General features: G+C 65.8%; 25 protein-coding genes. 9 read left to right on the top strand and 16 right to left on the bottom strand.

Going from position 1 to position 23,830, the window contains the following annotated elements; all coding sequences use genetic code 11:
* Positions 1-27: 27 nt before the first annotated feature.
* Genes menD through CENDO_RS01645 form a run of 4 tightly spaced genes read right to left on the bottom strand, consistent with a single transcriptional unit; the run spans position 28 to position 5,551 of the window.
* A complete protein-coding gene (menD, locus tag CENDO_RS01660) occupies positions 28-1,656 on the bottom strand; it encodes a 2-succinyl-5-enolpyruvyl-6-hydroxy-3-cyclohexene-1-carboxylic-acid synthase (RefSeq protein WP_136140487.1) in 1,629 nt (542 codons plus the stop codon).
* Positions 1,657-1,707: 51 nt separating this feature from the next.
* A complete protein-coding gene (locus CENDO_RS01655; RefSeq protein ID WP_136140486.1) occupies positions 1,708-2,187 on the bottom strand; it encodes a hypothetical protein in 480 nt (159 codons plus the stop codon).
* 14 nt (positions 2,188-2,201) lie between these two features.
* Complete coding sequence (locus CENDO_RS01650) at positions 2,202-4,553, bottom strand: ATP-binding cassette domain-containing protein (RefSeq protein ID WP_136140485.1); 2,352 nt, start codon at positions 4,551-4,553, stop codon at positions 2,202-2,204.
* The gene (locus CENDO_RS01645; protein ID WP_136140484.1) at positions 4,535-5,551 is read right to left on the bottom strand and encodes an o-succinylbenzoate synthase; all 1,017 of its coding nucleotides are present in this window, start codon (positions 5,549-5,551) and stop codon (positions 4,535-4,537) included. The genes CENDO_RS01650 and CENDO_RS01645 overlap by 19 nt, the downstream gene beginning before the upstream one ends.
* Before the next feature lie 180 nt (positions 5,552-5,731).
* On the opposite strand from CENDO_RS01645, the gene dcuC reads away from it, so the two are divergent.
* The 7 genes from dcuC (at position 5,732) to CENDO_RS01615 (ending at position 12,352) form a co-directional block, all read left to right on the top strand.
* Positions 5,732-7,138 (top strand): C4-dicarboxylate transporter DcuC, encoded by a 1,407-nt coding sequence (dcuC, locus tag CENDO_RS01640; protein ID WP_136140483.1) that lies wholly within the window; start codon positions 5,732-5,734, stop codon positions 7,136-7,138.
* A gap of 26 nt (positions 7,139-7,164) precedes the next feature.
* Entirely contained in the window at positions 7,165-8,112 is a 948-nt protein-coding gene (locus tag CENDO_RS01635) for a 1,4-dihydroxy-2-naphthoyl-CoA synthase (protein WP_136140482.1), read from the top strand.
* Positions 8,112-8,252, top strand: coding sequence for a hypothetical protein (locus CENDO_RS11115; protein ID WP_168707153.1), 141 nt, complete (start codon positions 8,112-8,114; stop codon positions 8,250-8,252). Before CENDO_RS01635 ends, CENDO_RS11115 begins: the two co-directional genes overlap by 1 nt.
* Positions 8,253-8,263: 11 nt before the next feature.
* Entirely contained in the window at positions 8,264-9,391 is a 1,128-nt protein-coding gene (menE, locus tag CENDO_RS01630; protein ID WP_136140481.1) for an o-succinylbenzoate--CoA ligase, read from the top strand.
* A gap of 122 nt (positions 9,392-9,513) precedes the next feature.
* Positions 9,514-10,554, top strand: coding sequence for a CE1 family esterase (locus tag CENDO_RS01625; RefSeq protein WP_246014333.1), 1,041 nt, complete (start codon positions 9,514-9,516; stop codon positions 10,552-10,554).
* 24 nt (positions 10,555-10,578) lie between these two features.
* Entirely contained in the window at positions 10,579-11,451 is an 873-nt protein-coding gene (locus tag CENDO_RS01620) for a 1,4-dihydroxy-2-naphthoate polyprenyltransferase (RefSeq protein ID WP_136140480.1), read from the top strand.
* 1 nt (position 11,452) lies between these two features.
* Positions 11,453-12,352 (top strand): AEC family transporter, encoded by a 900-nt coding sequence (locus CENDO_RS01615; protein WP_136140479.1) that lies wholly within the window; start codon positions 11,453-11,455, stop codon positions 12,350-12,352.
* On the opposite strand, the gene CENDO_RS01610 is transcribed toward CENDO_RS01615, so the two are convergent.
* The gene (locus CENDO_RS01610) at positions 12,349-13,365 is read right to left on the bottom strand and encodes an HNH endonuclease signature motif containing protein (protein WP_136140478.1); all 1,017 of its coding nucleotides are present in this window, start codon (positions 13,363-13,365) and stop codon (positions 12,349-12,351) included. The genes CENDO_RS01615 and CENDO_RS01610 overlap by 4 nt on opposite strands.
* A gap of 111 nt (positions 13,366-13,476) precedes the next feature.
* On the bottom strand, positions 13,477-13,788 hold the full coding sequence (locus CENDO_RS01605) for a DUF4229 domain-containing protein (RefSeq protein ID WP_246014331.1): 312 nt from the start codon (positions 13,786-13,788) through the stop codon (positions 13,477-13,479).
* 48 nt (positions 13,789-13,836) lie between these two features.
* Between CENDO_RS01605 and CENDO_RS01600 the strand changes: the two genes are divergently transcribed.
* Positions 13,837-14,100 carry a hypothetical protein gene (locus tag CENDO_RS01600; RefSeq protein WP_136140476.1) on the top strand — a complete coding sequence of 88 codons (264 nt, stop codon included), beginning with the start codon at positions 13,837-13,839 and terminating at the stop codon, positions 14,098-14,100.
* Here the strand turns inward: CENDO_RS01600 and CENDO_RS01595 are convergent.
* The 9 genes from CENDO_RS01595 to CENDO_RS01550 form a co-directional block, all read right to left on the bottom strand.
* Positions 14,090-14,278 carry a helix-turn-helix domain-containing protein gene (locus CENDO_RS01595; RefSeq protein ID WP_425456207.1) on the bottom strand — a complete coding sequence of 63 codons (189 nt, stop codon included), beginning with the start codon at positions 14,276-14,278 and terminating at the stop codon, positions 14,090-14,092. The two genes, CENDO_RS01600 and CENDO_RS01595, sit on opposite strands and share 11 nt — an antisense overlap.
* Positions 14,279-14,358: 80 nt before the next feature.
* On the bottom strand, positions 14,359-15,351 hold the full coding sequence (ccsB, locus tag CENDO_RS01590; RefSeq protein WP_136142091.1) for a c-type cytochrome biogenesis protein CcsB: 993 nt from the start codon (positions 15,349-15,351) through the stop codon (positions 14,359-14,361).
* Between the two features lie 108 nt (positions 15,352-15,459).
* The gene (locus CENDO_RS01585; protein WP_136140474.1) at positions 15,460-17,091 is read right to left on the bottom strand and encodes a cytochrome c biogenesis protein ResB; all 1,632 of its coding nucleotides are present in this window, start codon (positions 17,089-17,091) and stop codon (positions 15,460-15,462) included.
* Positions 17,092-17,130: 39 nt separating this feature from the next.
* Positions 17,131-17,949, bottom strand: coding sequence for a cytochrome c biogenesis CcdA family protein (locus CENDO_RS01580; RefSeq protein ID WP_136140473.1), 819 nt, complete (start codon positions 17,947-17,949; stop codon positions 17,131-17,133).
* The gene (locus tag CENDO_RS01575; protein WP_136140472.1) at positions 17,946-18,551 is read right to left on the bottom strand and encodes a TlpA family protein disulfide reductase; all 606 of its coding nucleotides are present in this window, start codon (positions 18,549-18,551) and stop codon (positions 17,946-17,948) included. The genes CENDO_RS01580 and CENDO_RS01575 overlap by 4 nt, the downstream gene beginning before the upstream one ends.
* Entirely contained in the window at positions 18,541-19,149 is a 609-nt protein-coding gene (locus CENDO_RS01570; RefSeq protein ID WP_136140471.1) for a histidine phosphatase family protein, read from the bottom strand. Before CENDO_RS01570 ends, CENDO_RS01575 begins: the two co-directional genes overlap by 11 nt.
* Positions 19,150-19,151: 2 nt before the next feature.
* Positions 19,152-20,474 (bottom strand): glutamate-1-semialdehyde 2,1-aminomutase, encoded by a 1,323-nt coding sequence (gene hemL, locus CENDO_RS01565; protein WP_136140470.1) that lies wholly within the window; start codon positions 20,472-20,474, stop codon positions 19,152-19,154.
* Between the two features lie 18 nt (positions 20,475-20,492).
* Entirely contained in the window at positions 20,493-20,810 is a 318-nt protein-coding gene (locus tag CENDO_RS01560; protein ID WP_136140469.1) for a hypothetical protein, read from the bottom strand.
* A 294-nt stretch (positions 20,811-21,104) separates the two neighbouring features.
* Positions 21,105-21,419 (bottom strand): DMT family transporter, encoded by a 315-nt coding sequence (locus tag CENDO_RS01550; RefSeq protein WP_136140467.1) that lies wholly within the window; start codon positions 21,417-21,419, stop codon positions 21,105-21,107.
* A 47-nt stretch (positions 21,420-21,466) separates the two neighbouring features.
* Here CENDO_RS01550 and CENDO_RS01545 point away from each other — a divergent pair, with 47 nt between their 5' ends.
* Positions 21,467-22,315, top strand: coding sequence for an NAD(P)-dependent oxidoreductase (locus CENDO_RS01545; protein WP_136140466.1), 849 nt, complete (start codon positions 21,467-21,469; stop codon positions 22,313-22,315).
* An 81-nt stretch (positions 22,316-22,396) separates the two neighbouring features.
* Here CENDO_RS01545 and CENDO_RS01540 read toward each other — a convergent pair whose 3' ends face one another.
* Positions 22,397-23,830 carry a protoporphyrinogen oxidase gene (locus tag CENDO_RS01540; RefSeq protein ID WP_136140465.1) on the bottom strand — a complete coding sequence of 478 codons (1,434 nt, stop codon included), beginning with the start codon at positions 23,828-23,830 and terminating at the stop codon, positions 22,397-22,399.

Here is a 23,830-nt window from a genome sequence, read left to right as displayed (position 1 = left end):
GGCGTCGGACGCGGGGGTGCGTCAACACTAACGGCCCGCCTTCGACGCGATGTCCGCGGCCAGCGCGCGGCGCGTGGCGCGGGTGGTGCGGGCCTCTACCACGGTGATCCCGGCCGCGGTTTCCGCGAGCTCGCCCAGTGTTTCCAGCAACTCCGGCAGGGAGTCCGCGCGGCGGTAGTCATGGCCAAACGCGCCGACCAGCTGCTCGAGGTCCGCGCCGTGCGGGGTGCCAAACGCCTTGTCAAAGTTGGCGCGCAGGCCCTCGGCGCCGGTTTCGAGCAGCTCGAAGATGCCGCAGCCGTCATCGTTGGCCACGACGATGGTGAGGTTCTCCGGGTGCGCCTCGCCGGGGCCGATGAGCAGCCCGGTGGCGTCATGCAGGAAGCTCACGTCCCCCACCAGCGCGATGGTGCGCGGGGCGCGCAGGGCGTCCGCCTCCCGGGTCTGCGTGGCAAGCGCTACGCCCACGGCCTGGGCGACGGTGCCGTCAATACCGGCGGCGCCGCGCGGCGAATAGGTGTCCACGCCGTCGAAGGGCAGCCCCACGAGCGCCATGTCGCGGATGGGATTGGAGGCGCCGATAAAGCAGGCGTCCCCCACGCCGAGGGTATCGGCGACCGCCGCGGCCACGTGCAGCCCGGTGAAACCGTGGTCCTCGTTCTCCAGCGCCTCGCGCACTGCGTCCGACGCCATCCTCGCCGCCGCTTCCGTCAATTTCATCCAATCCCGCGTTGGTTGCCCGGTGGTGGTGACGGTGGTGCCCACCCGGGCCTGGTCGCCTCGGGGGTTGGTCACGTCTTTGGTGCGCGAGAGGGTGATGAGGTCTACGTCCGGGTCGTTGATCAGCGCTAGCACGCCGCGGTGGAGGGTGGGATGGCCCACGATGATGACCTGCTCCACGCGGGTGTTGACCACATAGTCGTTGGCACTGACCTGGTCTTTGCGGAAGAAATGCGCGGCTGCCGGGTGCACGGGGTGGTACGGCGCGGGCGCGGTGGGCTCGGCGATGGTGGGCACGTCCTCGAGCCCCTCGACCGGCCAGGCCTCATCGCCGGCGATGACGAGCGTGTTGCGGGTCAGATCCACGCTGACCTCGCCGTGGTTTACCCGGCGCGGGGCCGGGGCCAGGCGTGCGGTGCTATCCGTGGCGGGGGCAGGCAGTTGCTCCTCGAGCAGCGGATTGTCCAGGGAGACGTTGATGTGGACCTGGAGATCGTGGGTGAAACGCTCGGCCATGGCCGGCACGTCAGCGGGGGTATCGACCTGCACGGTCTGCGCCACGGTGTGGAACAGGCCCTGCTGCTCGATGGTCTGGGACGCGCCCGTGCCCTGGAGGCGGCGGGGGCGGTCCGCGCTGATGACGGCGAGCGGCACGTGGGAATGGGCGGCCTCAATCATGGCGGGCAGCGCGTTGGCCACCGCGGTCCCGGAGGTCATCACCACGGCCACGTGGCGGCCCGAGACGCGGGCCAGGCCCAGGGCCAGGAAGGCGGCGGTGCGCTCATCCAGGCGGGTGTGGACGCGAATGTCACGACGGGCGAGCAGCGCCACGGATAGCGGGGAGTTGCGTGAACCCGGGCAGATCACTACCTCGCGGCAGTGGCGGGAGAGCTGCGCGGCAACCGCGTGGGCGGTTTCCATGGAGATGTTAGTCATGATTGCCTATCCTAGTCGCCACCCCGGCCGGGCCTCGCATCTCACGCCGGGCTACTGCCCGGCCTGCGGTTCGGCCTGGTCGAGGCCGAAGGTGTCGCGGAACCAGCCTTCGACGTCAAAGCCGTTCGTGTCTTCCGGCAGCGATGGGAGCGATGGGACCTCGGATGGGAGCCAGTCGCCCAGGCCCCCGTCCTCGGTGACGGTTTCCGTCACGGTGGTGGATTGAGTGGTGGTCACGGTGGAGGTCACCGGCGGTGGGGCCGGCTTGTCCGCGTCGGCCGCGGCGGAACGCCACAGGGCAAAGAGCACTCCGGCCGCCAGCAGCGCGATGGCGGCGAGCACGCCGAGGGCGATGGCGGCGGAGTTGCCGGCCTTGCCCTCGCCGAAATCGGGGCGGTGCTCCGGCTGGTACTGGGGTTGATAGTGCGGCTGCGGCTCCTGGTACTGCTGGTACTGGGGCTGACCGGGCTCGGGGAAGACCTGGCGCGGGCGGTCTTCGGGGCGGCCAAAGCTTTGCGTTTCGTTGCTCATGGTTCTACTAATACCTACTTTTCCTGGCAATGCGCGGGGGATTGGGCAAGGCAGCGGCCGGTGGGCGTATCGAGCCGGGCGAGGGCGGCGGGGGCGGCGTCGGCGATGATGCGGCCTCCCTCGGCGCCGGGGCCCGGGCCCAGCTCTATGACGCGGTCCGCCTGGGCGATAACGGTCAGGTTGTGCTCCACCACGACTACCGTCTGTCCCGTATCGGTAAGCCGGTTTAGCTCCTTGACCAGTAACTCCGTGTCCGCCGGGTGGAGGCCCGTGGTGGGTTCATCGAGGAGGTAGAGCGTCGACTTATCGCGCGTCGACTTGCCACGCGAACCGGAGGTTCGCGCGCGTTGGAGTTCCGTGGCCAGCTTGATGCGCTGGGCCTCGCCGCCGGATAACTCGGGCGCGCCCTGGCCCAAGCGGAGGTAGCCCAGGCCAATAGCCTCAAGCGTCTCCAACGCCCGGTAGATGGCGGGCTGGCCTTCGAAGACGGCGAGGGCTTGGTCCACGGTGAGCGCGAGGACGTCCGCGATAGTGCGGCCCCGCCAGGTCACCTCGAGGGTTTCCTGGTTGTAGCGCGCGCCGTGGCACTCCGGGCATACCTGGTAGGCGCCCGGCATGAAGACCAGCTCGATTTCGATGCTTCCCGCGCCCTTGCACGTGGGGCACTGGCCGGCCTTGACGTTGTAGGAAAAGCGGGAGACGTTCCACTTGCGGGCCTTGGCCTCGGGCTCGGACGCGAAGAGCTTGCGAACGTGATCGAACAGGCCCGTGTAGGTAGCCAGCGTGGAACGCGAGGTTCGGCCGATGGGCTTTTGCGTAATCTGCACCACCCGCTCCCCCTGCCCGGCGAGCGCGTCCAACACGGTGGTCTTACCGGAACCGGACACCCCGGCCAGGACGGTGAATTGGCCCTGGCCGAACTTAACGTCCAGGCCGTCCACGTTGTGCGCCGCAACGCGCAGCTCGAGGTCGCCGGTGGCCGGGCGCGGCGTAGAGTTGAGCTCAAGGTCGCGCTGGGCCAGCGCGCGCGTGGTGGGCGTGTCCGGCAGCTGCGCGTCGAGGGGCCCCGAATAAAGGATTTCACCGCCGCGCTCGCCCGCGCCGGGGCCCACGTCTACCAGCCAATCGCACTGGGCCACCAGGTCCATATCGTGTTCCACCAGCAGCACGGAATTGCCCGCCTCGAGGAATCCGCGGCAGGTCTCCAGCACGGCCCGGCGCTCGGACGGGTGCAGGCCGGCGGACGGTTCGTCCAGCACGTAAGCCACGCCGAACAGGCCCGTGCGCAGCTGCGAGGCCAGGCGCACGCGCTGGAGTTCGCCGGCGGACAGCGTCGCGGCGGGGCGGTCCAGGCTCAGGTGCCCCAGGCCCAGTTCCAGGGAGGATTCGAGGATGGGCAGCAGTTGGCGCAGCAGGAGGTCCTCGGCGCCGCCGGGTTCCGGGGCGCGCGCGGCCAGCCGCTCGCGAAGCCGGGTCAGCGGCAGGGCGGAGAGCTCATCGATGGGCGCGCCGGCGTAGCTCACGCGCAGCGCGGCGGCGTTGAGGCGCCGGCCGCCGCACTCCGGGCAGGTGCGCGATTCCATGAACTTCAGCGTGCGCGCCCGCAGGTTATCCGATTCCGTTTCCGCCAGCGTCTTGCGCAGGTAGGAGGCCACGGAGCGCCACGTTCCCTCATAGTTGCGCTGAATCTGGTCCGCGCCGCGCACGGGCTTGACGGTGACCACGGGGCGCTCCTCGGTAAACAGGATCCACTCCCGGTCCTCCGCGGGCAGGTCTTGCCACGGCGAGTCCAGGTCGTAGCCCAGCTCCTGGAGGATGTCATGGAAGTTCTTCCCCGCCCAGGCGCCCGGCCAGGCGGCGATGGCGCCCTCCTCGATGGACAGCGTGGGGTCCGGAACCATGGAGGCCTCCGTGGGTTCATGGACGGTGCCGGTTCCGTGGCACTGGGGGCACATGCCCTCGGGGGTGTTTGGGGAGAAGGAATCCGAATACAGCCCCTCCGGGTTGTCCCCGGCGCGCGAGTATAAAAGGCGCAGCGTGTTGCCCATCGCGGACAGCGTCCCGACGGTGGATCGCGCCCCGCCGCCCGAGGTGTTTTGCTCCAGCGCAACCGTCGGCGGCAGGCCATCGATGCGTTCGACCTGTGGATCCATCGCCGAGCCGATGAGCCGGCGGGCGAAAGGCGCCACGGATTCTAGATAGCGGCGCTGGCCCTCACCGTGGATGGTGCCAAACGCGAGTGAGGATTTGCCAGAACCGGACACGCCCGTGACCGCGACGAGGCTGCCGCGGGGGATGGAGACGTCTACGTGTTTGAGGTTGCGCAGGTGGGCATCGTGGACTTCTATCACAGCAGACCCCAGCATTCCTTGACGCGGTCAAACCACCAGTCGCGGCGCTCGGCCGGCGCGGCCAGCTCCGCGAGGCGGGCGGGCTCCGGGGCCGGATGCTCAAGGGCGAGGTGCCCGTCGACGATGCGGCGCGGGGTGCATACGTCCTCCACGAACAGCGAGCCGGTGGCTAGGCCGGCCGCGGCGGGGGTGACGTCAATGTCCTCATCGTCGATGATGGTGGGCAGCGCGGCCACCGCGGCCAGCCCCATGGAAATGCCCACGGAGGTATCCAGCGCCGAGGCCACCGTGATGTCCATGTGGCGGGAGCGCAGCTCGCGCGCGAGATCCAGGGTGCGGCGAACGCCGCCGAGGGGGGCGGGCTTGACCACGGCGACGTCGGCCGCAGAAAGCGCCGCGACGCGGAAGGGATCTGAGGCCTTGCGGATGGATTCATCGGCGGCGACGCGCACGAAAAGGCCGGACTGCATGAGGCGGCGGCGGACCTCCGCGAGCTCCTCGACGGTGGCGCACGGCTGCTCGATATAATCCAGCGGCATGAGCGCCCGGGCGGCCTCCACGGCCTGCTCCACGCTCCAGCCGCCGTTGGCGTCCACGCGCAGGACGGGCGCGCGGCCCTCAGCGGCGACGGCCTCGCGGACCGCCTCGACGCGGGCCACGTCATCCGCGAGCGTCTGGCCCGGCTCGGCGACCTTGATTTTAAACGTCCGGCAGCCCGGATAGCGCGCCATGACCTCCGCGACCTGCGCGGCGGGCACGGCGGGGATGGTGCCGTTGACCTCGATGGACGCGCGGTTAGGCTCCGGGAACCCCTCATACGCGGCCTCCAGCCCGGCGCGCAGCCACGCGGCGGATTCCTGCGCGCCGTATTCCAGGAACGGCGCGAACTCGCCCCAGCCGGCGGGGCCGTCAATGAGCAGCGCCTCGCGCGTGGTCACGCCCCGGAATTTCACGGCCAGGGGCAGCGCCACCACGTGGGCGCGTTGGAGTACATCATCTACGGAAGGTGTCATTTACTACACTTTACGCTTCCGGCCATATATGGATTTCGTTTACAAGTGTAAAAGCTGATACTTTACAAATGTTAAGGTTTTATTACACCGCGGTTTTACCTTCTCACCTGTTAAACGCGCTGACCCGCCACTTTAATTAGGTCCAGCGCCTTATCACCCGTACCCCGGGAAAGGTAGAACATGCTGTATATCATCATCGCCCTGCTGGCGATCATCGCCGTGGTGTACCTCATCTATAAGAAGGTCCACGCCGCCGCCGCCATCTTCATGGTGGGCGTCATCCTCCTCATGTTGGCCGCGCTGACCGGCCGCGCGGAATTCAGAACCACGGAAATCGAAGCCACCGGCAACGCGTTCTACGACCAGCTGCTGGTAGTAGACGCGCTCTTCAAGGAACGCTTCTCCGGCATTGGCATGGCCATCATGGTGCTTTTCGGCTTCGTGGCCTACATGCGCCACATTGGCGCGGACGCCAAGACGGTCGTGGCCCTGTCCTCGCCGCTGCAGCGCTTCAAGGGCTCCTACTGGCTGGTTCCCGTGGGCTACGTCATCGGCAACCTGCTGTCCCTGGTTATCCCCTCCGCCTCCGCGCTGTCCCTGCTGCTGGTGGCCACGCTCCTGCCGGCGCTGATCGCCGCCGGACTGACCCCGCTGACCGTGGGCGCCATCGTGGTAACTTCCTCCACCATCATCCCCACCCCGCTTGAGGCCGGCCTCATCCAGGGCGCCGAACTCACCGAGATGTCCGTGACGGAATTCGTCTACGGTTCCGTGGCGCTGGCTACGGTTCCAACGTTGCTCATCACCGCCTTCGTGCACATGTGGTGGCAGCGCCGCTGCGATAAGGTCGAGGCGATCAAGTACGCCGAGGCGCACGGCGGCGAACTTCCCGAACAAAACAACGCCGTGGAAGAGGCCATCAAGCGCGCCGCGGGCCTGCCGGGCTACTACGCGCTGCTGCCGCTGCTTCCGTTGCTGCTCATCATCGTCTCCGCGGTGCTCAACCGCACCGGCGTGCTTCCATTCGAGGCGGACATCCTGCCCGTGACCGTGGTATCCCTCATCATTTCCATCATCGTTGAGTCCATCCGCCACCGTAACCTCAATGACGCTATTGACGGTGCTGCGTCCTTCTTCAAGGGCATGGGCGAGGGCGCCGCGGGCGTTGTGGCCCTGCTGGTTGCCGCGGCCGTGTTGGTTGAGGGCATCACCCAGATGGGCATCATCGATATGCTCACGGACGCGGCATCCGGTTCCTCCGGCGCAGCGGTCCTCATCGTCTTAGTGTTCGTGGGCGCCACCGCGGCCATGGCCGCGCTGACCGGTTCCGGCACCGCACCATATTTCGCCTTCTCCGAGGTTGTGCCGGGCCTGGCCGAGGGCACCACCATCCACGCCCCACAGATGCTCACCGCCATCTGGGGCACGTCCAACCTGATGCGCCAGGTCTCCCCGGTTAACGCCGCCGTCCTGATCGTCTCCGGCGCCATCAAGGTCAACCCGATCCGCTTGGTCAAGCGCACCATGGTGCCGATGATTGTGGCCGCCATCTTGAACGTGGTTTTCTCCTTCATGTTCATCGCTTAAAGTTGGGGCCCATTATGATTGGGCCCATGACTTCTTCACCGAATTATTCAACGGACAACCCCTTCAACCCGCAACTGTGGCAACCGGTTGCGGGCTTTGAAGATCTCACGGACATTACCTACCACCGCCTGCGCGGGCAGGGGCGCGAATACGGCACCGTACGCATCGCGTTCGACCGCCCGGAGGTGCGTAACGCCTTCCGCCCGCACACGGTGGATGAGCTATACCGCGCCCTGGACCACGCCCGCCGCACGCCGGACGTGGGAACGGTGCTATTGACGGGCAACGGCCCCTCCGAAAAGGACGGCGGATGGGCGTTTTGTTCCGGCGGCGACCAGCGGATCCGCGGGCGTTCCGGGTACCGCTATGCGGACGGTGAAACCGCGGACACGGTGGATACGGCGCGCGAGCAGGTGGAGGGCGGGCGCCTGCACATCCTCGAGGTCCAGCGCCTCATCCGCACCATGCCCAAGGTGGTCATCGCGGTGGTCAACGGCTGGGCGGCGGGCGGCGGCCATTCCCTGCACGTGGTCTGCGACATGACCGTCGCCTCGCGGCAGGAGGCGCGCTTCAAGCAGACCGACGCCGACGTGGGCAGCTTCGACGCCGGCTACGGCTCCGCCTACCTGGCCAAGATGGTGGGCCAGAAGTTCGCGCGCGAGATATTCTTCCTCGGCCGCACCTATGACGCGCAGCGCATGTATGAGATGGGCGCGGTCAACGAGGTGGCGGACCACGGCGAGCTGGAAAACGCCGCGATTGAGATAGCGAAGGAAATCAACACCAAGTCCCCTACCGCCCAGCGCATGTTGAAGTTCGCGTTCAACCTCACCGACGACGGCCTCATGGGCCAGCAGGTATTCGCCGGCGAGGCCACCCGCCTGGCGTACATGACGGACGAGGCCGTTGAGGGCCGCGACTCCTTCCTGGAAAAGCGCCCGCCTAACTGGGACGCGTTCCCGTACTACTACTGATGGATCCCGTCGTAGTCTTCAGCATCGCGCTCGTGGCGCTGCTGCTCGTAGCGCTGCTGGTGGGGCGCATGGCCGTGCTGAAAATCATGCGCGATGCGCGAAAGCGCGGCGAACGGCCCCTGGTGGAACGCGACGAGTAAAATCGTGCGCTGTGAATCATCATCTTGCCCCGCTCCCGGTCACCCTCGAAGACCCCGCCGCGATCCTCGATGACCTCGAAGCGGCGATAGCGGGGCGTTATTCGTTTTTACCGGTCCCGGCCGGCGATAGGGCCCGCGCCACGATGCTGGCCAACTCGCAGCGCGTGGGCGAGGACATAGATGACGACGTGGCTCTGGTCATGTGCACCTCCGGCTCCACCGGCGTCCCCAAGGGGGCGATGCTCACCGCCGTTAACCTGGTGGCGTCCGCGGATGCCACCCACCAGGCGCTGGGCGGTCCGGGGCAATGGCTGCTGGCCATGCCGGCGCACCACATCGCGGGCATGCAGGTGCTGGTGCGTTCGCTGGTGGCGGGCGTGGACCCGCTCTGCCTTGACCTGCGCGGGGGGTTTAACGTCCAGGATTTCGCCCGCGCCGCCGCGGAGCTCGCGCGCACGGGTGACCGCGCCTACACCGCGCTCACGCCGATGCAGCTGGCCAAGGCCATGGACAGCCTGGCGGGTATTGAGGCCCTGCGCGGATTCGACGCCGTGCTGGTGGGCGGCGCGGCGATTAACCCGCAGCTAGCGGAGTCTGCCGCGAAGCTCGATATAGAGGTGGTGGCGACGTATGGGTCCTCGGAGACGTCGGGCGGATGCGTCTACGACGGCCGGCCCATTCCAGGCGCGAGGGTGCGGCTCGACGGCGAGCGAATCCTGCTGGGCGGGCCCATGGTCGCGCGCGGCTACCGCAACCCCGTGCCGGACGCGTTCAAAGACGGCTGGTTCCGCACGTCCGACGCCGGCGCCTTCAGCGGCGGGTTGCTGCGCGTGACCGGCCGCCTAGACGCCGTCATCGATTCCGGCGGGCTGAAACTGCACCCCGAGGTGCTCGAGGCGGAAATGCTCAAGGTCGCCGGCGTGGACGAGGCGTGCGTGACGTGGATGCCCCACCCTCGGCTCGGCCAGGCCATCGTGGCAGCCTACACGGGATGGGCATCAGTCACTGACATCGTCGTGGGGCTCGAGGACGCCGGCGTGCCCCGCTGGCAGGTGCCCAAGGAGCTGCGGCGGCTAGGCGAGATGCCGCTGGCCGGCCCCGGCAAGATCGACCGTGAGGCCGTGCGCGCGCTGTTCTAACCCCAATTAGCACAGAGCCGCCCCCCTGACTCAGAGCGCCGTAGAACTGGGGGCACTGCATAGTACTCGATTTCACCCCAAAGGACGGCTAATCGATAACCGCTCCGTGTTAATTTTAGTTCATGCGTAAACATTCCCTATCCCGTTTCGTAGCCAGCGCGCTCGCAGCAGTCATGACGCTGGCGGCCGCCCCTTCCGCGATGGGTCAACAGCTGCCAACGCTGCCCAAAATCCAGGTTCCTCAGCTGCCGGATTTGCAGGACCTTGGGTCAAGCGTGCCGGAACTGCCCAAAATCCAGGTTCCCAAACTTCCGGACCTCGCTGACCTTGGCTCCAGCGAGCCTAAGACCCCGGCACCAAGGCCCGCGCCACGCGTGAACAACGCCAAACCTGCGCCCCTGCTTCGCAATGGCGGGGAGGGCGAGGTCTGGACCAAATCGACCGGAAGAAACCGCCGTTACCTCATTTCCGTGCCTACTCAGTACAACCCGGCTAAGCCGGCACCGGTGGTCTTCGGATTCGACGGGTGGAGGGACTCACCGGAGAACTTCCGCCGCTACTCGCGCCTGTATGAAACCGGCGCCGCGCGCGAGGCCATCCGCATCTACCCGGAGTCCATCAACCGCGGCTGGGAGGGCGCGCCCTACGCTGTAGTCGCGCCGGGCGAGGACCTGAAATTCATCCAGCAGATCATCGACGAGGTTGACCGCACCTACAACATCGACCGCCGCCGCATCTACGCAACCGGCCATTCCAACGGCGGCGGCATGACGGCGGTCGTGGCCTGCCACTTGCCGCACGTCTTTGCCGGCGCGGCGGCGGTGGGCGGCGCGTTCTACGACCCGGTCAACATGGGCTGCAAGAATTCGCCCATCCCGTTCCTCATCATGCACGGCACCGGGGACACCATGATGCGCTACAACGGTGGGTGGCGCCACGGCGTCCACTACCTGGCGATTTCCGATTTGATGGGCAGCTACATCCGCCGCAATGGGTGCGCTTACCCGCCGCGCATCGCCAACATCCCCGGCGGCCAGCGCCATATCTACAACTGTGCGCGCGAGGAGCTACAGCTGATTACCAACCCGCAGGATCACACCTGGAACCGAACCCCTGATGCGAGCCAGGAGGTGTGGAACTTCCTCTCACGCCAGCGACTCTAGGGGCGCGGGGTAGTATGTCCCACTATGAGTTCTGCATCTAATTGGCTAGAAGGCGCGCGTCCCCACACGTGGGCTAACGCGTTCGCCCCGGTTGTGGCCGGCACGGGCGCCGCGGCGGCGGTGGGCGGCGCGCATGCGGGCCGCGCGTTATTGGCCTTGATCGTGGCCTGGGCGCTGATCGTGGGAGTTAACTACGCAAACGACTATTCCGACGGCATCCGCGGCACCGACGATGACCGCACCGGCCCCGCACGCCTCACCGGCGGCGGTTTGGCCAAGCCGGAGCACGTCAAGATGGCCGCGTTTGCCGCTTTTGCCATGGCGGGCGTGGCAGGAATCGCCCTCAGCCTCTGGGCGAACGCGTGGTGGTTCATCCTCATCGGTGCGCTGTGCATCGCGGGCGCGTGGTTTTATACGGGCGGCAAGAACCCCTACGGCTATCGCGGCCTGGGTGAGGTTGCGGTATTCGTCTTCTTTGGCCTGGTTGCCGTGCTCGGCACGCAGTTTACGCAGGCGGGCCGGATTAGCTGGACCGGCCTGGCGCTGGCCGTGGGCGTCGGCGGCATGAGCGCCGGCGTGAACCTGGTCAATAACATCCGGGACATTGACTCGGACAAGGCGGCGGGCAAAATCACCCTGGCGGTGCGGCTCGGGGATGCCCGCGCCAGGGCGGTGTTTACGGCGCTGGCGATGGCGCCGGTGGCGCTCACCCTCGGCATTGCGTTTGGGTCCTGGGCCGCGAACTTCGGCCTGGTTTACCTGGTGCTGGCGCTAAAGGCCGTGCGCATCGTGGGCGGCGGCGCGCAGGGACGCGCCCTGATTCCGGTGCTGGGGTTGACCGGGCGCGCGATGCTGCTTTGGGCGGTCATCGAGGCTGTAGCCGTGGCGTTGGTGTAGCGTGCTCGGGGTTCTCACGGGCTTTGCCATCATCCTGGCCGTCATCTTCACAGGTTGGATCCTGGCGGTAAAAGGAATCATCCGCTCCGACCGCGAGCGCTTGATGTTCAACAAGGTGGCGTTTTACGCCGCCACCCCGGCGTTGCTGTTTAGTTCCGTGGCCACCGCTGACCCAGGCACTATCCTCTCCCCGGTGACCATCACGTTGGTCATCGCGACCGTCGCGGTGGCCGCAGTCTATTGCGGAATATTTAGGCGCGACGAGGTACCCGTGATGGCCACGGGTGCGGCCGCCTCCGGTTTCTTCAATTCCGTCAACATCGGCTTCCCCGTCTCCATCTATGTTGTGGGCGAGGCCACCTGGGTGGTGCCGATGATGCTCATCCAGATGATTGTCTTCACGCCCTTTATCCTGGGCGCGCTGGGCAGCGGCAGCTGGGGCGCGGTATTTAAAAACGCCCTGCTGTCCCCTGTCGTGGTGGCCTCCTTCTTGGGCTTGACCGTGGCGCTGATGGGCTGGACGGTGCCGGCGCCAATCATGGAACCCATCTCGCTGCTCGGCGGTGCCTCCATCCCCATGATCCTCATGAGTTTTGGGGCATCGCTGAAAACCTCCGCCGTGCTCAGCGACAGGTCCGCCCGGCCGCAGGTCTTTGCCGCGACCGCGTTGAAACTCGTGGGCATGCCGCTAGCCGCATTCGCGTGTGCAACGCTGATGGGGCTTGACGAGGACCTCGTATACACCGCCGTGATTTTGGCGGCGTTGCCCACCGCGCAGAATGTGTATAACTACGCGGCTACCTTCGACAAGGGCCAGACCGTGGCCAGGGACACCGTATTTATCACCACCTTCGCTTCCTTGCCCGTGATGTTGATCATCGCGCTAGCCTTCGGCCGTTAGACCACATACATGCCGGTGGGGATGCAGGCCCTGGCGTGGGGTGCCAGCCAACAGGTGGCCCCGCGCCGGCGGATGATTTTGCCGCGACGGGTAGGAATGTCCACCCCGTCCTCATTAACCCCGTTGTGGTAGCCGCACAATTTAGCCAGGTTCGGCGAGTTGGTATCCCCGCCGTCGCCGTACGCATCGATGTGATGGGCCTGGCATTCATCGGCCCCACGCAAACACCCCGGCCACGCGCACACCGGGTTTTCCATCGCCGCTAAGACGTGCTGTTTAAAATTCGCCAACCGCTGCGTGCGGTAGGCATTGACCGGGCCTTCAAGGGGATGAAAAAGACCGAAATAGGCATAACCGGCCAACCGACGCTGCAAAAACTGCGCACCCGTCATCGTCGCCCCGTTCGTTAACTGCAAGATAACCTCATCGCCCTCACCGGCGATGATCTTGTCTAACTCATCAAGCTGGACTACCACGTTAGTCACCACAGTGTTATGCCCGGTGCCGGTGAAATACGCCCGCGTAAACGCCTCCAACGTCCCGTCGAGGCCAGAATAGATATCGGCAATCGTCTCCGACGGGCCGGTAATCCGGATATCCCACATCCCGTCAGCAGACCTGCGCAGCCTAGTACCCGGCTGCTTGCGCTTAGGCGGGACAAGTTCTTTAACCCGCCTGCGGCCGGTGCGCACAATCTCCCCCGGGGCGATAGAGGCAAGTTCTACGCGCAGATCCCAGGCCTTGTTGTGGTCTTTAATCCTGCGCACGAACCGTTCAATGGTGCGCAAATCGGCAAGGCTTAAGCCCCGGGTTATCGCCGCGTCCCGGGCGGCGGCCTGCTTGCGCGTGGAGCCGGTGGGCCCAAAATAAACCTGCCACAGGTGGGCGTAGTCCTTAGCATCCTCACCGCTGGCACCCAAAGCGGCGAGATCTGCCGGGCTAGCGCCCTCGACCAGGCTGATTAATTCTATACCCCGCGATAATTGCCTAAAAAGGCCTTCTAACGTGTCCATGCCCGCACCCTAAACACCCACCACCCACCAACAAAAGACCCCAACACGCCGGCTGTGGATAACCAACCCGCGCTCCCCCGAACGGGTGACGGCTATCCACAGGTATGGAGCCTAGCGGCCGGACAGTTCGCGCTGGACCCACTCTTTATGCTCACGGCGCTGGCGGGAAAGCTCCGCCAACGAAGAGGTAGCCTCCATGCGCCACGAGGTGAAGATGAGCATGGACAAAGGCAGCGCAACGAACAGCGCCAGGAAGGCGGAGAACGGCAACGGGATCGGCGCATCGATGGCCATGGCGATGGCCTGGATGATGACCGTCAGGGCGATGAACAGCACCAGCCGCGCCAGGCCGTACTTGATCACGGCGATGCGGGAGGACTTCTTCAGCTCAGGATCGACTTTTGGCTCTTGAATTTCACTCACCCGAACTAGTCTACTCAAACGAAAGTTGGAATCCGTATCATGGTGGGCATGGGAAAGATTCTTCTAGCCGCGCTGTTTATCCTCGCCGCCGTTTTGCTCTGGAAGGCCTTCGGGCCGGGCACATGGAAAGCCAACCAAGTAGGCCCCCAGCAGCAGCCGCGCCAAATTAAGGGCCCTGATGATGATGAAGAATTCCTGTGGAACTTGGAGAAGCAGCGGTTTAAGGAGCGTCGGGCCCGCGAGGCGGAGGAAGCCAAAAGGCGGCAGGCCAAGCGCAGGCAGGACCCGGATGAAAAGGGCCCTACTTCTTAGGCACGAACGTCATCTCGAGGCCTAAAGCCTCGGCGACGGCCACCACCTTCTCCCAGCGCACTCCCGTGCCTCCATGCTCAATGGTGTGGAGGGTAGAGCGGGACACTCCGGCGTTTTCCGCCAGTGCTTGCTGCAGGATTCCAAGCTCGCGGCGTCGGGCGGCAAAGGCCGCGCCCATCTCGATTAGTTCGGGGTTGTCCCCGGCCGGTTTGCCCTGCTTGTTTCGGGTGCGGTTGTGCTCACTCACGTCCCCGCCCCTTAGTTGAGCCCTGCGTAGGAGTGCAGGCCGGAGACGACCATGTTGATAAAGAAGAGGTTGAAGACCATCGTGGCCAGCGCAATCACGTTGATCCACGGCGCGGCCTTACGCCACGATGGGGTGGCGCGCGCATGCAGGTACGCCGCGTAGAGGATCCAGGTGGCAAAGGACACGGTTTCCTTAGGATCCCAACCCCAGAAGCGGCCCCAGGCGGACTCGGCCCAGATAGCACCGAGGACGATGCCCAGGCCCAACGTCGGCAAGGTGATGACCGCGGTGCGGTACGCCAGCTGATCGAGCTTCTTGGCGGACGGCAAAGGCTTGGCGAGCTTGCCAAGGAATCCGTGCTCGCGGCCCTTCGGCTGGCTCTCACGCAAAAGGTGCAGGACGGAGGCGATACCGGAGAAGATGCCGATGGACCCGCCCAGCGCCACCGTGGTCACGTGCACGGGCAGCCAGTAGGACTGCAGCGCGGGAACCACGGGGGCGGATTCCGCATAGAGCACGGTGTAGGCGTAGAAGACCAGGGCCAGGATCGGCACGAGCAGCCACGGCCACAGCGTGCGGTGTTCCTTGCGCTGGATGAAAATAGCGGCGACCAGCATGGCCCCGGCGGTAATCATCAGCGCGTACTCATACAGGTTGCCGAACGGGAAGCGGCCGGTGGCCAGGCCACGCAGCACGCAGCCCGCCACGTGGATGGCGATGCCCAGCCAGATCAGCGACTGCAGCATTCCGCCGAGCCTTTCGACGAAGCGCTCCTGCTTCGCGACGGCCTCGGAATCGACGGGCTCCTCGTATTCGGAGCGGGTCTCTATTGGGGCGCCGGCGCCCACGAGCTCTTTCTGCTTGACCTGCACTCGGCGGGCGTCAATGACGGCCTGGATGCGCACGTAATAAACCATCGACATAAACAGCGCCACGGTGTAGATAACCGCGGCGGTCAGCACTGCAATGTCTGAGAAGTTAGAGAGGTTCTGGTCGATAGCCAGCATGGATGTCTCCGCTCCGAACAGTGAGGTTAAAAGGGTTAAAGTTGACCTTCACCCTACTCCGTCCACAGCGGGGTATCAAACTTTCGGAGGACGCGTCCGGGCTGGCTAATCGTGGACGTAGAGCTCGTCTTCCTCAACCTCGTCCGGGTCCGGCAATTCGAGCAGTTCGCGGTAGAGCTCATCGAATTCCTCGGACCAGCCAGCGCGGTCCGTGCGGGCAAGCCCGCCCATGGTCACGGCCGTGCGGCCGTCGCTAAGAGGCTCCAGGCGGATCCACACGCGCCGACGCTTAATCAGCAGTGAACCCACCAACGAGGAAAGCATGACCAGCGCTGAAACTAGCACCCAGAGCTGGGCCGGGTCGTGGGAGACCTGGTAGTTAGCGAACTCGGAGGCGCCGTTGAAGGTGACGGTGGTGCCGTCATCGAGGGTGACGCTTTCGCCCTGCATCAGGTTCACGCGGTCAATCTTTTGCAACGCGCCGGAATGCAGCAGCGACGCGTCCAGGGAGAAGATGGACTGCGGGGAACCGGTGTCCAGGCCAGCGTCGCCGCGGTAGATGTCGATGGCCAGCGCCGGGTCAGTCATGGCCGGGAAACCGGACTGGAGCAGCTCGCCGTTCTCTCCGGCCCACTGGGCGGTTGGTGCGAACAGGCCCTGGATCGCGATCTGGTTCTGGCGCCTCTCATACAGGTCCGGGTACATTCCGGCCGGCGGATCGAAGCGCATCGCGCCGGAGGAGAGGAAGTTCACCAAGTCATCCGGGCGGAACTGCAGTGTCTGGGTGCGGGATTCGCCGTTGGGCCACTCAACGGTGACCGTCGGCGCGAAACCGTGGCCCTGCAGGTAGACGCGGTCGCCGGCGATGCGCAGCGGGTGATTGACCTTCAGCTCGTAATCCTCCCAGGTGGAAGGATCGGACAGAATGGCATCGCCTTGCGCGTAGGACACGTTGGAGGTAAACATCTCCGCCTGGCCGTTAGGCAGGTAGTCCGCGGTGAAATCGTGGGCCACGATGCAGAACGGATTAAGCTCCGTCCCATCAACCAGGCGGCCGGCCCGGAAGGAGTCAAAGTTGGACGGGGAGGTATTGCAAAACTCCGTGGACTGCTCCACGGCGGTGGCGTCCTCATAGGAGCCGGACTCCGTGACCACGATGACCATGCCCTCGTAGTAGAAGAGGCGGCCGGCGGCCACGGCCACCAGCATGGCCACCAGGCCAATGTGGAAGATGAGGTTCATCAGCTCGCGCGCGTAGCCGCGCTCGGCGGAGATTGAGTAGACTCCCGCGCGGTCTTCATCGGGCTGGTACTCGGCGACGCGCCACTTTCCCAAAATCTGCTTGGCGCGGGCCTGGGTCTCCTCGAAGCTATGCTCAGACGTGCCGGTGGCGTGCAGCGGCATCTTCGCCAAAAAGCGCGGGGCCTTGGTGGGCGGGGTCTTCCATGCCTTGTAGTGGTCCCACGAGCGCGGCAGGATGCAGCCCACCAGGGAGACGGTCAGCAGCACGAAAATGGCCGTGAACCAGGTGGAGGAAAACACGTCAAAGAGCTGAAGCTTGTCATAAATCTCAGCCACTTTGCCGTTTTGGGCAATGTAGTCATCCACGTTGGACTGGTTGAGCTGGCGCTGCGGCAGCAGCGAGCCCGGGATGGCGGCCAGGGCCAGCAGGAATAGAAGCGCCAGAGCGGTTCGCATAGACGTTAGCCAATGCCACGCGCGTTTGAGCCAAAGCATGAGTGATTCTCCTTCAAAGCTCTAGGTGCCCCTGGGCACTCAGAGCAGCGTTGCGCCGTATTCCACGGTCCATTGTTGAATCCAGTTGATAAAGTACGCCCACGCGCCGGTGAGAAGGGCGATACCCACCGCGATCATGGCGATCCCGCCAATGATTTGGATGGTGCGGGAGTGTTTGCGGGCCCAGCTGATGGTACGCATGGCGCGGGCCGAACCCAAAGCCACCAGCAGGAACGGCAGGCCCAGGCCAAGGCAATAGGCGATGATGAGCACGGTGCCGCGCGCGGCGGTCATGCCCTGGGTGCCGGCCGAGACGGAAATGATGGCCGCCAGCGTAGGCCCAAGGCACGGGGTCCAGCCCAGCGCGAACACGCCGCCCAGCAGCGGCGCGCCCAGCCAGGTGGTCCAGCGCTTCGGCGCCATGCGGGTATCCCTTTGCAGCGCCGGGATGGCGCCCAGGAACACAATGCCCATCAGGATGGTCACCACCCCGCCGAGGCGCATGAGCAATTCGGCGTTGAGCTGCAGCGCGGAAATCGCGCCGAAGACGGACACCGTGGCCAGCACGAAGACCACGGTAAAGCCCGCGATGAACAGCAGGGCCGCGCCCACCACCGCCCACTGGCGGCGTTTGCCCACGGTGGTGCCTAGCTCACTGTCGTAGCTTACTTCCCCGCCAACCACGCTGGCCAGGTAGGAAATGTAGCCGGGCACCAGCGGCACTACGCACGGCGAGGCGAAGGAAACCAAGCCCGCCGCCGCGGCGGCGAGCAGGGCGAGGATGATGGGGCCGGCGAGGGCGGCGTCGGCAAAGGAGGAGGCGACGTCCGCCTGCGCCAGGATTAGCTGAGGGCTCACGCTTCCTTCTTCAACTCCTCAACCACGTCGAGGATCTTGGTATCCGTGATTTCCGTCAGGAATACCGCGGCCGGCCGGTGCTGCTTGTCCAGCACGATGGTGGTGGGCACCACGGACGTAGGCACACCACCCAGGGCCGCCGCCGAGCGGAACGGCGGGTCATAGAGGGACGGGTACTCCAGGCCGTTGTCCAGGACAAAGTCCTGGGCGATCTGGCGGTTGTAGTCCTTGACGTTGATGCCCAGCACCGTGCCGGAGCCATCAGCCTGCATCTTTTCCTGGATGCGCTGGAGGTCATCCGCCTCCGCGCGGCACGGCGCGCACCACTGGCCCCAGGAATTAAGAACCACTATCTGATCGTCGAAATCGGACAGGGAGACCGTGGCGCCTTCTTCCATGAGGGACTCGCCGGAAAACTCCGGCAGCGGCGCGCGGTCCTCGGGGGCGTAGCGGATTTCCGTCTCCCCGCCCGGGGAGACAAAGTCAAAGGTGCCGCCCACGGCCACGGCGTTTTGTGCGGCCTCTTCGCTCTGGCCGCAGGCCGCGGTGAATACAGCGGCGGACGCGAGGAGGGCGGCGGTGGTGATTCGCTTAGATTTCATGAGCTGGTGAAGAGTAGAAGATGTCAGTTAGTTCATCGCCCTTAAACAGCAGGGACGTCACGGAGGCTAGGTCACACTCGCGGTTCCATGGCGCGTGCGGGAGTTTCAGCCCCATCGCGGTGCGCTGCACCATCACGATTGGCAGCTGGTGGGATACCAAGATGGCCTCATGGCCTTCCGCAGCCACGCGCGCGCGTTCCACGGCGTTCATCATGCGGTCCGCTATTTCCGTAAACGGTTCGCCCCAGCTCGGCTGCAGCGGGTTCTTTAACAGCGGCCAGCGGGTTGGGTTCCACAGCGCGGAGCGCAAACCCTTGACGTGCAGGCCCTCAAAGCGGTTGCCGGATTCGATGAGGGTCTTGTCCGTAACCACGTCCAGGCCGGTGACCTTGGCGATGGGCTGCGCGGTCTCCTGCACGCGCTGGAGCGGGGAGGCCGCGAGAAAAGTTACGTCATGCCCGCGGAAGGACTCCGCCGTGCGCGCCGCCATCTGGTGGCCGCGCGTGGACAGGTGGTAGCCCGGGATGCGGCCGTAGAGGATCCGGTCGGGGTTGTGGACCTCACCGTGGCGGACCAGGTGAACGATGGTGGTGCTCATGCTTAGCGCACCGCCTCGTCCGACGCCGCCTCAGCGGCGGCCCGAGCAGCCGCCGGCAGGGCCGCCTCGATGACCTCGAAGTCAGCGTCCGTTAGGGCATCGGAGACGAACCACGTCTCAAATGCGGACGGTGGGACCATCACGCCGCCGGCCAGCAGCTCATGGAAGAACGGGGCGAAGCGGAACGTATCCGCCGCCTTCATCTCCTCGAAGTTGGTGCCCTGGCCCTCGGCGAAGCGGATGGAAAGCATCGTGGACGCGCGCTGAATGTTATGCGCCACGCCCTGCGCATCCAGCGACGCGGAGATGAGCGACGCCAGGCGGTCGGCGTGGGCCTCGAGGCGTGGATACAGGTCCTCGGTGGCCAGCTCCAGGGATTTGAGGCCGGAAGCCATGGCCACCGGGTTACCGGACAGGGTGCCCGCCTGGTACACGGGGCCCGAGGGCGCGAGGTAATCCATGATTTCTGCCCGGCCACCAAAGGCTGCGGCCGGCAGGCCGCCGGAGACGACCTTGCCGAAGGTCACCAAGTCACCGGCCACGCCGTCGACGCCGTACCAGCCCTTGTAGGAGGTACGGAAGCCGGTCATCACCTCATCGAGAATCAGCAGCGCGCCGTCGGCGTGCGCTATCTCCTTTAGCGCCGCATTAAAGCCTTCCGCCGGGGCGACGGTGCCCATGTTGCCGGCGGCCGCCTCGGTGATGATGGCGGCGATCTGGCCCGGGTTGTCCGCAAACGCCTGCTTTACCGCCTCGATATCGTTGTAAGGGACCACGATGGTATCCGCGGCGGACGCGCCGGTAACGCCCGGGGAATCGGGCAGCGCCAGGGTCGCTACGCCGGAACCGGCGGCGGCCAGCAACGCGTCCACGTGGCCGTGGTAGCATCCGTCGAATTTCAGGATCTTCGCGCGGCCGGTGTAACCGCGGGCCAGACGCACCGCGGTCATGGTGGCCTCGGTGCCGGAATTGACCAGGCGTACCTTATCCACGGCGGTGCGCGCCGCCACGGCCTCGGCCAGCAGCGTCTCATTGACGGTTGGCGCGCCGAAAGACAGGCCGTCCACCGCCGCCTTGTTAACGGCTTCTACGATCTCCGGGTGGGCGTTGCCGTGGATCATCGGGCCGTAGGAGCCAACCAGGTCAACATACTCATTTCCGTCCACGTCCCACAGGCGGGAGCCCTTACCGCGCGCCACGACGCGGGCCTGGCCGCCCACGGAGCCAAAGGCGCGCACCGGCGAATTCACGCCGCCGGGAGTGATGTGGGTTGCGCGGTCAAACCACTGGGCGGACTGAGAGGTTACGGGACTGGTATTAGACATACGCTACATTGTACGGATTTACGGGCTATACAAAAGTTGGACATGCTCGCGCGCGGGGCGGGCGTGGGCTAGAATCACCTGCAGCATCGAGGGGATAATTGGGGGACCAATGAAGTTTTCTGCAGCGATACCTGTGATACTTTCCGCGGCCGTCTTAAGTGCGTGCTCGCCGCCGGCTCCGCCGGAGCCCCAAGCGGTGGAGACCACCAGCCAATTCGGCGCGTGGCAGCCCACCGTTTCCCCCAAACCGCGCACGGTTGAGCCGGGCACCAGTTCTTCACCGCCCACGTCTACCCCGCCCGCGTCTACCCCGGCCACCTCAACCTCGCGCCCCACCCCGGCGCCGCAACCCGCCCCGCAGCCGGCACCGGTTCAACAAGCACCGGCTCAGCAAGCACCGGCTCAACAAGCTCCGGTCCAGCAGGCCCCGCGGCCGGCGCCAGTTCGACCGGCTCCGCAGCCGGCACCAGCGCCGGAACCAGCCCCCGCGCCCGCCCCGCGGCCGGCGCCTCGGCCGGCGCCACCTAAGCCGCCGGCGCCCGCGCCGCTGCCACGCCTTCCGGAACTGCCCAAGCCTGAGCCGTGGTGGGACGGGCCGATTGTCATCCGCGTGGGCTAACCCCGAGGTTCCTAGCTGACGAATTTAAGGCCCGCGATGCCGCCAACGATCATGATGAGGAACAATAGCCTGAGCACCGTTACCGGTTCCTCGCCCGTGGCGAAGGAATAGATAACGGTCATCGTGGCGCCCACGCCCACCCAGACCGCGTATCCGGTACCCACCGGGATGGATTTGAGCGCCCAGGCGAGCCCTCCCATGGAGGCGCAGGCGGCGACTACGAAAACCACGGAGGGCCAGAGCCTCGTGAATCCGGCGGATTTGTCGAGGGCCACCGCCCACACCGCTTCCATGGCGCCGGAGGCAAGTAGAACCAACCAAGACATAAATATCTCCTTCTACGTGTTCGCTAAAGTTCTGGCACACTGGCACCATGAAGCTATCATTTTTGGGAACCGGAAGGATGGGCACCGAACTCGCCCGTCACCTGCTACGAGACCATGACGTCACCGTATGGAACCGCACGCCCGAGCGCGCGAAGCCCTTAGTGGACGAGGGAGCATCCCAGGCCGCCACCGCCGCCGAGGCCGTGGAAGGCGCCGACGTGGTCATCTCCTCCCTCTTTGGCCCCGATGACGTCCGTGAGGCCATCATCGAGCCCGGGCTTATCCCCGGCGGCACGACCTGGATCGATACCACCACGGTCTCCCCCGCCGCGGCGCGCGAGTTTGCGGAAGCGGTGGAGGGTTATGTGCACGCGCCCGTCGTCGGAACGCTGGGGCCCGCACGCCAGGGAACCCTGGGTGTGTACGTGGGCGGTGCGGACCTTGAGCGCCGCGACTTAGCGCTGAAGATCGTTGAGCCATGGGCCGCGCCGGAAAAACTGATTGGCGTGGATTCCGCGGCCAAGGCCGCAACCGGCAAGCTGCTAGCGAACCTGGCGCTAGCCACCATGGCGGAGGGCGTCCTCGAGGCGCTGCGCCTGGGCGAGGCAGAGGGCCTAAGTGACGAGGAAACGCTGAAGATGCTGGACATCACCGGCCTGGCATTCATGAAGAACATGAAGGCGCCGTTCGTCCTGGGCGAGCGCGATACGGACCCCGGTGACTTCACCGTGGACGCGCTGTGCAAGGACGCCAAGCTCATGGTGGAGACCTCCATGCACAAGCTGCCCGCGGTCGAGGCCGCAATCGGCCGCTTCGAGGCCCAGCAGTCCGCCGGCCGCGGCAACCAGGACTTCTCATCCATCTTCGTCCACCGCAACAAGCCAACCGCGGAGTAACTACCCGCAGCCTTTGGGCCGTCCACCTTTCCTGGGTGGGCGGCCTTTTCGATGGGACGCGTCGGCGAGTTTCCGGCCGGGTTACGCCTCGAGCAGGCGGGCCACGGCGGCCTTGGTGTCCTGGATGATGTTGGGCACGCCCACGCCCGCGGCCCAGGCGCCGGCCACGTCGATGCCGTCTACGCCGGCGAGGCCGCTGCGGACCGCGGCGACGGTCGCCAGGTGCTTCTCGTCGAAGCGCGGCAGGCCGCCGAACCAGCGCTGGACGAAGATCTCCGAGACACCCGCGGCGCGGCCATCGAAGCCGGTGATCTTCTTGAGATCGTCGAGCGCGTAGTCCACCAGGTCATCCTCATCGGCGCGGACAATGGCGTCATCGCCGAAACGGCCGAAGGAAGCCCGGACTAAGGCCCCCTCCCCCAGGCGCTGTTTTACGTGTGGCCACTTGTTAGAACTCAAGGTAAACGCCTTGGTGCGCATGTCCGGCTCATCGGCGGCGATGAGGATACCGGAGTTTCGAGGCAGCGAATTGCCCTCCGGGTCCGTCTCGGAATCGAAGTGGAAGCCCACCACGGCGGAGCTGGCGAGTTTGACGGATTTGAGCGCCTGGGCGGCCTCGGGCGCGACGGAGGACAACAGGCGCGCGGTGGTCGGCGCCGGGGTGGCCACGAGGACGCGGTCGAACGGCTCCTGGGCCGCCTCGCCGCCGCCCTTAATCCTGAACCCGGACGCGCCGGTGGCGGGTTCGATCGCGGAGATGAAGGACTCGATATGAATGTCCGCGCCGCACTGTTCCGCGAGAGCCTCGTAGGCCTCGGCGTAGCCGCCCTTGAAGGAGTTAAAGACCGCGGCCTTTTTCTCCTCACCCACCACGGCGTGCTGGCGCTTGCCAACCATCTCACGCACGGCGCGCGAAAGGGTGACCTTTTCGCCGGCCTCGGCCAGGCGGTCCAGCGCGGACGCGAGGAACGGAACGGTGGCGCGCAAGCCCAGGTCCTCGGCGTTGCAGGAATACACGCCGCCCAGCAGCGCGGAGACCACGCGGTCAGAGACCTCCTTGCCGTAGCGCTGCGCCACCAGCTGACCCACGGAAACGTCCTGCCCAGGGGTCCAATCGATGCCCTCGGAATCGCCCTCGGCGTCAATGCGCGCGCAGACCTCCGCCGGCAGCACATCCTCAAGTCCGGCGGACTCAAATGGAATTCCCATCACGCCGCCGCGGGGCATGGCGCGGAGCGTGCCGCCGGAATACAGGGAGGAGGCCATGCCGGAGGGCTCCACCAGGGAATCCCCCAGGCCCAGTTCCTTGAAGAAATCCACCGCATCCACGCGGCGCGCCAAAAACGCCTCAGCGCCCATGTCCGTAGGGCCATCATTAAACGGCACGGTGTACAGCTTGCCGCCAATGCGGTCCGAACCCTCGAAGACATCGACGTGGATGTCTGGGTTCGCGCGGTGAATTTCGTATGCGGCGGTCAGGCCCGCCAGGCCCGCACCAATGATGGCAATACGCAT

Source organism: Corynebacterium endometrii, assembly GCF_004795735.1.
GTDB classification, from domain to species: domain Bacteria; phylum Actinomycetota; class Actinomycetes; order Mycobacteriales; family Mycobacteriaceae; genus Corynebacterium; species Corynebacterium endometrii.
This window is presented reverse-complemented; position numbering and strand designations above follow the sequence as displayed.